At 69.6% G+C, this 10,656-nt stretch carries 11 protein-coding genes and 2 tRNA genes; 7 read left to right on the forward strand and 6 right to left on the reverse strand.

What is annotated here, in order from left to right; genetic code table 11:
* Positions 1–95: 95 nt before the first annotated feature.
* Positions 96–1,466, reverse strand: a complete 1,371-nt coding sequence (locus AC3DE3_RS08505; RefSeq protein WP_488369828.1) for an MFS transporter — start codon at positions 1,464–1,466, stop codon at positions 96–98.
* Positions 1,467–1,616: 150 nt separating this feature from the next.
* Between AC3DE3_RS08505 and cmrA the strand changes: the two genes are divergently transcribed.
* From cmrA to AC3DE3_RS08520, 3 genes are all read left to right on the forward strand, one after another.
* Entirely contained in the window at positions 1,617–2,438 is an 822-nt protein-coding gene (cmrA, locus tag AC3DE3_RS08510; protein ID WP_488369695.1) for a mycolate reductase, read from the forward strand.
* Positions 2,439–2,483: 45 nt separating this feature from the next.
* Entirely contained in the window at positions 2,484–3,152 is a 669-nt protein-coding gene (gene orn, locus AC3DE3_RS08515) for an oligoribonuclease (RefSeq protein WP_260486843.1), read from the forward strand.
* 97 nt (positions 3,153–3,249) lie between these two features.
* A tRNA-His gene (locus AC3DE3_RS08520) sits at positions 3,250–3,322 on the forward strand.
* A gap of 89 nt (positions 3,323–3,411) precedes the next feature.
* Here the strand turns inward: AC3DE3_RS08520 and AC3DE3_RS08525 are convergent.
* Positions 3,412–4,398, reverse strand: coding sequence for a DUF2804 domain-containing protein (locus AC3DE3_RS08525; protein WP_260486844.1), 987 nt, complete (start codon positions 4,396–4,398; stop codon positions 3,412–3,414).
* Positions 4,399–4,523: 125 nt separating this feature from the next.
* Between AC3DE3_RS08525 and AC3DE3_RS08530 the strand changes: the two genes are divergently transcribed.
* Positions 4,524–5,774: a cation:proton antiporter domain-containing protein gene (locus AC3DE3_RS08530; protein ID WP_488369696.1), complete on the forward strand. Its 1,251-nt coding sequence runs from the start codon at positions 4,524–4,526 to the stop codon at positions 5,772–5,774.
* 38 nt (positions 5,775–5,812) lie between these two features.
* Here the strand turns inward: AC3DE3_RS08530 and AC3DE3_RS08535 are convergent, their stop codons facing one another.
* Together AC3DE3_RS08535 and AC3DE3_RS08540 are read right to left on the reverse strand one after the other, a co-directional pair.
* Positions 5,813–6,025, reverse strand: a complete 213-nt coding sequence (locus AC3DE3_RS08535; protein ID WP_260486847.1) for a hypothetical protein — start codon at positions 6,023–6,025, stop codon at positions 5,813–5,815.
* A 4-nt stretch (positions 6,026–6,029) separates the two neighbouring features.
* Positions 6,030–7,262 (reverse strand): L,D-transpeptidase, encoded by a 1,233-nt coding sequence (locus AC3DE3_RS08540; RefSeq protein ID WP_260486848.1) that lies wholly within the window; start codon positions 7,260–7,262, stop codon positions 6,030–6,032.
* A gap of 202 nt (positions 7,263–7,464) precedes the next feature.
* Between AC3DE3_RS08540 and AC3DE3_RS08545 the strand changes: the two genes are divergently transcribed.
* Positions 7,465–7,537 (forward strand) — tRNA-Lys (locus AC3DE3_RS08545).
* Between the two features lie 232 nt (positions 7,538–7,769).
* On the opposite strand, the gene AC3DE3_RS08550 is transcribed toward AC3DE3_RS08545, so the two are convergent.
* Positions 7,770–8,045 (reverse strand): DUF3618 domain-containing protein, encoded by a 276-nt coding sequence (locus AC3DE3_RS08550; RefSeq protein WP_260486849.1) that lies wholly within the window; start codon positions 8,043–8,045, stop codon positions 7,770–7,772.
* Positions 8,046–8,197: 152 nt separating this feature from the next.
* On the opposite strand from AC3DE3_RS08550, the gene AC3DE3_RS08555 reads away from it, so the two are divergent.
* Both AC3DE3_RS08555 and AC3DE3_RS08560 read left to right on the forward strand, forming a co-directional pair.
* Entirely contained in the window at positions 8,198–8,704 is a 507-nt protein-coding gene (locus AC3DE3_RS08555; protein WP_488369697.1) for a peroxiredoxin, read from the forward strand.
* 7 nt (positions 8,705–8,711) lie between these two features.
* Positions 8,712–9,506: a TetR/AcrR family transcriptional regulator gene (locus AC3DE3_RS08560; protein WP_488369698.1), complete on the forward strand. Its 795-nt coding sequence runs from the start codon at positions 8,712–8,714 to the stop codon at positions 9,504–9,506.
* A 36-nt stretch (positions 9,507–9,542) separates the two neighbouring features.
* Here the strand turns inward: AC3DE3_RS08560 and AC3DE3_RS08565 are convergent, their stop codons facing one another.
* Complete coding sequence (locus AC3DE3_RS08565; RefSeq protein ID WP_488369699.1) at positions 9,543–10,475, reverse strand: type IV toxin-antitoxin system AbiEi family antitoxin domain-containing protein; 933 nt, start codon at positions 10,473–10,475, stop codon at positions 9,543–9,545.
* Between the last annotated feature and the right edge of the window lie 181 nt (positions 10,476–10,656).

Raw genomic sequence — 10,656 nt, forward strand, 5'->3', positions numbered from 1 at the left:
CCCGGTTACGTGCCCTCGACGGACCATTCGGGGCTCGCACCCCTACCCGAAACGTGCATTCCGGGCGGGCATACCGGGGAGTGCCCGCCACGCGGTCAGACGGCGGGCTCCGCGTCCTCCCAGGTGCTCTCCGCCTCGGCGCGGCTCGGCGTGCGCACCGGCAACAACAGCGCCAGGCCGATCAGCAGCACCAGGCCGATGCCCGCGATGCCCGCACGGTCGGCGGCGAACGCCCAGGTGAACAGCCCGAACAGTGCCGGCGCGAGGAACGAGACCGCGCGCCCGGTGGTGGCGTAGAGCCCGAACATCTGGCCGTCGCCGCCGGGCGGGGCCAGCCGCGCCAGGAACGACCGGGACGCGGACTGCGCGGGTCCGACGAACAGGCACATCAGCAGCCCGAAGACCCAGAACATGCCGGTACCGTCCACGAACAGCAGGACGGTCATCGTCGCGATCATCGCCACCAGCGACCCGACGATCACCGCCTTGGGACCCACCGTGTCGTCGACCAGTCCCGCGACCGCCGCCCCGAGAGCCGCGACGACGTTGGCCGCCACACCGAAGATCAGGACGTCCCCCGGCGCGAGCCCGTAGACCGTCACGGCCAAAATCGCCCCGAAGGTGAACACGCCGGCCAGCCCGTCCCGGAAGATCGCGCTCGCGAGGAGGAACCTCACCGTCCGCGGATCCCGCCGCCAGAGGGCCTTGAGGTCACGCCAGAGGATGCGATACGACTGGAGGAAGCCTGGCTCGTCGTCGTCGTCGCTCCTCCCCTCCCCCGGGCGGTGCTCGGGTACCGCCCGCAGCACCGGCAGCGCGAAGAGCGCGAACCACACGGCGGCGACGAGGCAGACCAGCCGCACGTTGAGGCCACCGTCGGTGGTGATGCCGAACACCCCGCGCACGGGGCCGTCGCCGTAGATGAAGCCGACGAACGCCGCGAGCAGCAGGAAGATCCCGCCGAAGTAGCCCATCGCCCACCCGAACCCGGAAACGCGGCCGACGGTGGACGGCGTGGAGACCTGGCGCAGCATCGCGAAGTAGGCGACCTCGGCGAATTCGAACGTGATCGACCCGACCGCCAGCAGCACCAGGCCGACGAAGAACCACGGGTAGGGCGCGTCGGAGTCGACGAGGAACATCAGCGCCGTGAGCAGGACCGTCGCATATGTCCAGAGGCCCAGCGCGCGGCGGCGCCGGCCCCCGCGGTCGGCGCGTTGGCCCATCACCGGCGCGGTGAGCGCGATGACCAGCCCGGCCACGGCGATGGAGATCGACAGCCACGTGGCCGCCGAGAACGGCCCGTCGAGGTCCGCGCCCACCGAGTCGGTCAGGTAGACGGAGAAGACGAAGGTGACGATCACCGCGTTGAACGCCGCCGACCCCCAGTCCCACATCCCCCACGCGAGGACCTGACCGCGGGCGACGCCACGACGCGATGGTGACGACGAGGTGGTCGCCGACATGGTGGACCCTGACGGGTGCGGTGTTCCGATGCTGCTCACGCCGATCAGGCTAGGACCTCCACCACGCTCCGGAAGGCGGCACGCGGGTAAGGTCAGCGCTGCCACACCCGCCGTACGCGGGCGAACCGAGTGGAAGAACCGAGGAGCCCCATGTCCCTGCCCACGCCCACCGCGTCGAACCGAGCAGTCGTCACCGGCGCCTCCTCGGGGATCGGCATGGCCCTGGCCACCGAACTCGCCCAGCGTGGGCACTCGCTGATCGTGGTGGCCCGGCGTGAGTCCGTGTTGGAGGAGCTGCGGGCCCGGCTCGAGGCCGGGTTCGGCGTGACCGTGGAGGTCCGCGCGTGTGACCTCGCCGACCCCGCCGCGCGGCAGCCGCTGCTGGACGAGCTGGCAGGGCGCGAGATCTCGGTCCTGTGCAACAACGCCGGCATCGCCACGTTCGGCCCGGTCGCCACGCTGGACCCGCAGTACGAGAAGCACCAGGTGCAGGTCAACGCGGTGGCGTGTCACGACCTGGTCCTGGCGGTGTTGCCCGGGATGGTCGAGCGGCGCTCGGGGGCGATCCTCAACGTCGGCTCCGCGGCCGGCAACATGCCGATCCCCAACAACGCCACCTACGCCGCGTCCAAGGCGTTCCTCAACACCTTCTCCGAGTCGCTGCGGGGCGAGCTCAAGGGCTCCGGCGTCAACGTCACGCTGCTGGCCCCCGGTCCGGTGCGCACCGAGGAGATCGCCGAGGAGGAGAAGACCTTCGTCGACCGGCTCGTCCCCGACCGCCTCTGGGTGGACACCGAGTACACCGCCCGTGTGTCGCTGGACGCGCTCGCCCGCAACAAGATGCGGATCGTGCCCGGGCCGCTGAGCCAGGCGATGTCCGTGGCCGGGAACTACACCCCGCGCGGCATCATGGCGCCGATCGTCGGAAAGTTCTACGCCAAGCTCGGCGAGGGGCAGCAGGGCGGGGCCTGATCGGCCGGGGCGGGCGCGGGGGACCACCGGCGATATAGTCGAACAATGTCAGAGCCGACCTCCGCCGAGACCCCTTCCCCAGCGTCCTCACGGACGCCGCACCAGGAGTCCAAGAACGACCGAATCGTCTGGATCGACTGCGAGATGACCGGCCTCGACACCTCGTCGGATGCGCTCGTGGAGATCGCCGCCCTAGTGACCGACTCTGAACTCAACGTCCTCGGCGAGGGGATCGACATCGTCATCCACGCCCCCGACGCCAAGCTCGACGCGATGGTGCCGGTCGTGCGCGACATGCACGCCTCCTCCGGACTGACCGAGGAGATCCGCCGGTCCACCGTGACAGTCGCCGAGGCCGAGGAGCAGGTCCTCGCCTACATCCGCGAATGGGTCCCCGTGGCCGGATCCGCTCCCCTGGCGGGCAACTCGATCGGCACCGACCGCGGCTTCCTCGCCCGGGACATGCCCGAGCTCAACTCCTACCTGCACTACCGGATGATCGACGTCAGCTCCATCAAGGAACTGTGCCGTCGTTGGTACCCCCGCATCTACTTCGGCCAGCCGGAGAAGGGCATGTCGCACCGGGCCCTGGCGGACATCAAGGAATCCATCCGCGAGCTGGCGTACTACCGGGCCACCGCGTTCGTGCCGCAGCCCGGACCGACCAGCGACGAGGTCAAGCAGGCCGCCGCGGACCTGCCCGCGGTCGACTGACCACCACCCGGGCCCTTCGACCGGCCCCACCTGCGGATTTCTCGGGGGCGGGGGCCACGGGGTAAAGTCGTCAGCGCTGTCCGCGAGGACGGCGGTGGTGGCTGTAGTTCAGCTGGTAGAGCACCAGATTGTGATTCTGGATGTCGCGGGTTCGAGCCCCGTCAGCCACCCCGAGCGCAGGGCCCGGACCTCACCGTCCGGGCCCTGCCCCTTTCTCCCGATTCGCCTCGAGTTCTCGCGAGCATCGCCCCGCCGCCGGCTACCAGCGGTTGCGGGACTGCTCCGCCCAGCCGACCAGTCCGTCGAGCGAGACCTCCGACCCGTCGTCCAGCACCCCGGTCCCGTGCCACAGCCCGAAGGCCTGGTGCGTCTTTACCGCCAGCACACCGAGCTCGGTGACGTCGCGGCGCAGATGGAACGGCGTGAGCGTGGCGTCGAGGCGCTCACCCCGCACCCGCCACGGTCCCCCCGGCTCGGACAGGTCGTAAGTCCACCGCAGGTCCTCACCGAGTTTGTGCATCCGGCCGTCGACCAGGATCCCGTTCTCGGTCGAGCCGGTGCCGTCGGTCCACTTCCCGCCGACCTGGATCGCGCGGGTCGACCCGTCCACGACGCCGCTGCCGGCGCCCCAGTTCCACGTGGTGGCGTAGCGCCAGCGGCCCCGCCCACGATCCAGCACCGCCCACCCCGTGCCGAGGTCGTGTGTCGTGCCGTCCAAAGTCACCGTGCCGGTGACGGGATTGGCGAGATCCTTGAGCGTGTACTGGAACCGGCGCTCACTCCACGGCACCACCACCGCGAGGCCGTCATGCCCCGGCCGGGAGACGTCCAGGCTCACCTGCAGTCCCCGCGCCTGCACACTGATGGAGGTGCGGCCCTCGTCGTCGTCGATCCCGATCCCCACGCGCCCCGCACCCACGCCGGCCGACGCGTGGAGGGTCCCGTCACCGGGGTCGTCGCCGAAGCGGGGCCGGTGCAGGGGCCGGATGCCGCCTCGGGTCGTCTCCTGGCCCGTCCGGCGGTCCAGGACGTAGACCGCGCAGTTGGCCAGGTAGTCCAGACCCGCCACCGTCAGTCCCACTACGAACCGGTCGGTGACGATCCCCCAGTACTCCCAGCGCTTGGTTCGACCCCAGCCAGCGATCCGTGTGCGGTGCACGGGCGAACGGGACCAGCCGACCGCCTCCGGGTTCAGTCGGCGGCCGTGGGCCAGGTCGACGGGCCGGGTGATCTCGCGCTCGGTCATGGGATCACTCTTGCAGGTGCCTACGCCGCGGCGGGCGAGGGGCCGCGGCGGGCGGAGGGCACGGATGCGGGAGCGCCCGGGCTCTCCTATGGTGCGGGTGATCCGACTGACCCGGGGAGGAACCGTTGTCCACGCTCGATGTGTTGCTGGCGATCGTCGGGGCGCTCGGGGTGGTGATCGTGGCCTTCTCCGCGCGACTGCGTCACTGGCCCGTGACGGAGCCGCTCCTCGCTCTCGCCGCCGGGATCGTCCTGGGGCCGGCGGTCCTCGGGGTGTTCGATGTGCCCGACATCGTCGCCGAGCATTCGACCCTCCACCACGGTGCGGAGATCCTCCTGGCGATCTCGGTGATGGGCGTGGCCCTGCGCTACCCCTTCTCGACGATCAGGACCCACTGGCGGCGGCTGGCGCTGCTGCTGGTGCTCGTCCTGCCCGGGATGGCGCTCATCTCGACCGGGTTGGCGATGTGGGCCCTCGGCATCCCCTTTGCCCTGGCGCTGTTGTTCGGAACCGCCATCTGCCCCACCGACCCCGTCCTCGCGTCGAGTGTGGTCACCGGACTGGAGGCCGAAGAGGACCTGCCGGAGTACGACCGCGAGCTCCTGTCGCTCGAATCGGGCGCCAATGACGGGCTCGCCCTTCCCCTCGTCCTGGTCGCCCTGGCGGTCGCCACCCCGCTCACCGCCGGGCAGGCTGCCGGAGAGGCCGCCTGGCAGATCGCGGGCGCCCTCGTCGTGGGGATCGTCGCGGGCGTGACGGCCGCCAAGGCGCTGCACTTCTCGGAACGACACCACGACACCGAGACCGGGCCGATGCTGCTGTACACGCTCCTCCTGGCGCTGCTCGTCCTGGGAGTTTCGGGCATCACCGGGGTCAACGGCGTCTTCGGCGCATTCGTCGCCGGCCTGGCGTTCAACGTCACCAGCTCCGGCAGCGAACGGCGGACCGAGGTCGAGATCGACGAGGCGGTCAACCAGTTCGCGGTGATCCCCTTCTTCGTCGCCCTCGGCGCGATGATCCCGTGGGAGGCGTGGGGCGAGCTCGGCTGGGGCGCGGTGTGGCTCTCAGTCGCGGTGCTGCTGTTGCGCAGGCCGCCGTTGATCCTCGCAGCGACGAGACCGCTGGGTCTCAAGATGCGGGGCGCCGCCTACCTCGGCTGGTTCGGGCCCGTCGGCGTCGCGGCCGTGTTCTACCTGACGGAGGAGGCCTCCCGCGCGAGTGCGGACCCGGTACTTCTCGGAGCGGGCACGCTGATCGTCGTGGCCAGTACCGTCGCGCACGGCCTCACCGCAGCACCCGGACGCGCACTGTACCGGGCGGCCGCAGAACGCGACCCGCAGTCGCGCACCTCGTCGTCGTCGCCGTCACCGACCTGAGCACCGTCCCCGGGGGTACTCACCCTCGCCCCGGGGTCCTAGTCGAGGTCCCGACCGTCGTCGGTCCCCGCGTCGAGCTCGTCACCACCGGGGCCGCGCGATTCGCGATGGGCGGCCTCCACGGCCCAGATCATGACGCCGACCGACGGGCCCAGGGCCACGCCCAACCCGATGTTGTCCAGCGCGGCACCGAACGCCACGCCGATCCCCATACCGATCCCGATCCAGAGCCCCAGACGGGAGGAATCCATCGGCTCAGGCCGCGCCCTGATCGGCGTTGCCGGCCTTCCAGGTCTCCCACGGGACGTTCCAGTCGCCCAGGCCGTCCCAGCCCGGGAGCGTGTCGCCCACCGTGCCGGTGACCTCGAAGATGTCGCCCCGCTTGGCGTTGTCGTAGAACCACTTCGCGTCCGCGGTGGTGACGTTGAGGCAGCCGTGGCTGGTGTTCTGACTGCCCTGCGCCCAGACCGACCACGGGGCCGCGTGGACGAAGATCCCGCTGTAGGACATCCGGGTCGCGTACTGCACCGGGGTGCGGTAGCCCTCGGCGGAGTCCACGGCCACTCCGTAGGTCGAGGAATCCATGATCATCGAGGCGTGCTTCTCACCGATGACGTAGACCCCGTTGGGGGTCGGGGTGGCGGCCTTGCCCATCGAGGTGGGCATTGTCTTGACCACCTCGCCATTGCGCTCGATCACGATCTGCTTAGTGGAGTCGTCGACGCGGGAGATCACGGCATCGCCGATCTCGAAGCTGCTCTGGGAGTCCTGCTGGCCGTACATCCCGCCGCCGAGGTCCTTGCCGTAGATGTCGACGTGGACGTCGATCTTGGTGCCGGGGGCCCAGTACTCCGCCGGCCGCCAGCGGACCTCCTGGTCGGAGACCCAGTAGAACGCGCCCTCGACCGCGGGCTCGGTCTTGATGTGGATGTTGTCCTGCGCCGCGCGACGATCCGCGATCGGCTCGTCGAACATCACCGCGACCGGTTGCCCGATCCCCACCACGGACCCCTCGCCCGTCGTCAGATAGGCGGCCGTCATGATGTTCGGCGTCAACGTGGTGAAGGTGGTGTTCTTGCGGGTGACCAGGCCGGCCTCGTCCGTGGCGGTCGATTCCACCGTGTACTGCCGCCCGTAGCCGAGCTCCTCGGTGGTACGCCACTCGGTGAGCTCGGTGTTGAACTCGCCCCGGACCTGCTGCCCCTCCGGGTTGCGGACCACGACCGAATCGAATCGACCGTCCGCGGCGGTGAGCACGATGGGCTCGACCGGGTTGGCATCCGTGGAGCCGTCCGCCACCGACACGTCGATCGCGGCCGAGGGGCCGGCCGGCTCCTCCGCGACCTGGGCGTTCTGGGCGCCCCCGTCACCGATGGTGCAGCCGGTGAGGACGAGGGCTCCGGTGAGCACCGCGGCCAGGCCGAGTCGGGCCTTCGACCGGATCCCGGTCGCTCGCCGCCCCGTCCGATCCCTCGTGCTCACGTTCACTGATGGCCCCTTCCGACTGCCGCTTCCTCCCGGACGTGGCCACGGCCGGGAGGACGTCTCCCCCAGTATGCCTGGTCACATGCCCTCCCTCCATATCGAAACGCCGGGGGAGACAGTGACCTCAACCCCGGTTCACCCCTTCTGAACAGGCGATTTCGTGATCCGACTCGGCTGCTGTTACTGTTTCTCTCGCACCAAGCAAGCGCCATTAGCTCAATTGGCAGAGCAGCTGACTCTTAATCAGCGGGTTCGGGGTTCGAGTCCCTGATGGCGCACAACACAGAAAGCCCCGGGTCCACGACGCGGGGCTTTTTGGTGCGCCCGGGTGGACGAGCGTCCGGGTGGACAACCGCCCCGGGACGACCCGGTGGACACACTGGAAATGACGAGAGCGTCCCGCTCACGCCCCGGTCTCGGGGGTGCGCGGAACGCTCTCAGACGCCAGGCGACGGCGTCTCCGGACGGTTCCCGCCGCGACAGGGAGCCGCCGGGGACGGACCGGTCGCCTCAGAGGGCCCGACGGGCCGCCAGGTATGCCTCGATGCGCTGACGCTCCTTGCGCTTGTTCACCATTGACACGGTGATCCCGCCCACGACCAGCGTCGCGATACCGCCGAGCACCGCCAGAACGCGCGGGTCCTTGAGCGCCGCGGTGGCGCGCTCCTTGCCCTCGGTCGCGAGGTTCTTCGGGTTGACCCGGTCGATGATCTCGTCCAGGGTCGTCGCGAGATCGTCACGCGCCTTGGCGATGTCGCCTTCGATGCTGTCGTAACTCCTGGACACGAGACCTCCGTCGATCGCTCGTCCGCGAGGGCGCCCCGCGGGTTCTTGACCCCGCCCACGCTACTGCACCCGGCGTGGATCCGCGCCCGTCCGCCAGAGCATCGGATAGGTTGGGATGGTCCGACGCCCCGACTCGACCCCCAGGAGCACCGGTGACCGCACCACGGCTCGAGGTGGGCCAGACGGCCCCCGCCTTCACCCTCCCCGACGCCGACGGCGCACCCACGTCGCTCCGGGAACTCCTCGCCGAGCACGGGAAGGTCCTCGTGTACGTCTACCCGGCCGCCATGACGCCGGGCTGCACCACGGAGACGGTGGATTTCGAGAACGCCCTGCAGCAGCTGAAGGACGCCGGCCTCGGGGTCGTCGGCGTCTCCCCCGACGCGCCCGAGAAGCTGGCGCGGTTCCGCGACAAATACGGCATCACTTTTCCGCTCCTGTCAGACCCGGACAAGTCCATGCTCACTGAGTGGGGCGCCTACGGCGAGAAGAAGAACTACGGCAAGACCGTGATGGGAGTGATCCGCTCCACCTTCGTCGTGGAGTCCGACGGCACCGTGTCGATGGCCCGGTACAACGTCCGGGCAAAGGGTCACGTGGCGATGGTCGCCAAGCTGCTCGAGATCGAGCTGCCCGAGTCCGAACCCGCGGAGGGCTGACCCACCCATGACCACCGACTCGTCCGAACGTCCACAGGAGCCGACGCGGGACTCCGCCGACGAGGCCGTCCAGGACGAGCCGAACATCCTCGTCCCCCGCCGCCGGCCCATTCAGGAACGTAGCCGCAAGAAGTTCCAGGCACTGCTGTCGTCGGCCCGGGAAGTGTTGGTCGAGGTGGGTTTCGACTCGTTCACCTGCGAGGAGGTCGCCTCGCGCGCGGGCGTGCCGATCGGAACCCTCTACCAGTTCTTCGCCAACAAGTACGTGTTGGTCTGCGAGCTCGACCGCCAGGACGCCCACGGGGTGATCGAGGAGGTCGAGCGGTTCGCCCAGAAGATACCCGCGCTGGACTGGCCCGAGCTGCTCAACGACTTCCTGGACCACCTCGCCGACCTGTGGCTGCGCGACCCCTCCCGTAGGGCGGTCTGGCTGGCAACGCAGGCCACCCCCGCCACCCGGGCCACGGCGGCGGTGAACGAACGCGAGATCGCCCGGATGATCGCCAGCGTGCTGGCCCCGCTCATGCCCGCCACCGAACGTGAGCGTCGCGCGTTCATGGCCGAGGTACTGGTGCACGTGGCGTACTCGATGCTCAACTTCTCGGTCAGCGCCGGCCACGTGACCCCCGGCGCCGCCTCCGGCACCGGCACCGGCACCGGCGACAGCGGCGGCGTCTCCCCCGGCGGGAGCAGCGCCTCGGCGGGCGGCGAGGACATTCACGACGCCACCGTCACCGAACTCAAGCGGATGCTCACCGCCTACCTCTGGCTGGCGGAGAAGGAAGCAGCCCAGAGCGACTGACCCGAGACCCGCCCCCGGTTGTGGACGGCGACCAGTTCAGGCAGCTTCTGCCGCCAGCAGGACGGCCCGGATCCTCTGAACAAGTAACCAGGGTCGCTCGAAGTCGGCCCATCGCCAATGGACCACCCGGTACCCGAGGGCAGTCAGGATCGCATCGCGGTCCTTCTCCACTCCGAGCCTGCGGCGGGTCTCCATCTCGTCGGCGCCGTCGAAGTACTTCCCGAACCCGTCACATTCTCCTACGACCCCGAGCTCCCGCCACAGGAAGTCCACCCGACCGATGAAGCGGCCGTCGTCGTCGTAGATCTCGACCTGTGTCTCGGGCTCCGGCAGCCCGTACTCGGCGAAGTAGAGACGACTCCGCGTCTCAGCGATGCTCTCACTTCTCCGGTCGGTCATCCCGATCGCAGTACGAGCCCTCCCCACACCGGCCCGTCCCGAGGCGCGGTCCAGCGCCTCCCGCAAGGAGACCTCCGTGACGAGTTCCCGCTGCAGTCCGGCGTCAGCCACCGCGACGCCCGGAACCGGATCACAGACCCTGGCGATGTCGATGATCGTCCGGTCCGCAGACGTGACGGAGATGCCTTCGATATTCACGATCTCGTCCGGGGCGACCGGGCACAGGTCGTGCCGCAGGAGTCTGGTGGTCCTGGACCGCTGCGCATGTCCGTGCCGGGAGACCGCGACTTTGCGAAGTGGGAGCCCCCAATTCGGCAGCGAGTGGACCATGGCGGCCGACCAGTGAGTGAACACTGGGCCGTGCAGTGCAGCGTCCGTGGCGAGAACCGACAGCAGATGACGTGCTCCCCTGTCGAGTTCGCGGGCGCTGCCCTCTACGTAGAAGCCCGGCCGCAGCCGCACGAGCTCTCTTGTCGCCACCGCCCGGGCGAGCGATTGGGTGCTGTGCCCGGCGGCGATCAACCCTTCGGCGGTCAGGAGTCGGGAACGTAGTTCATCGATGCTGATCATGCAGCGATACTCTCGCGCGACACCGCCGGGTCCGCCGGATCGCGTATGCGGAGCCGGCCCGCTGTGGACGCGCCGAGCCCTGTGGACAACAGCGCGCCTCCCACCGACCTCGGCTCGAGCCGGTGAGGTCGACGAGCGAAGCGGGATGTGTCCGGCGGCGGCCCCGATTCACATTGAGAAC

Source organism: Dietzia sp. IBK-p2-16D (assembly GCF_057773085.1).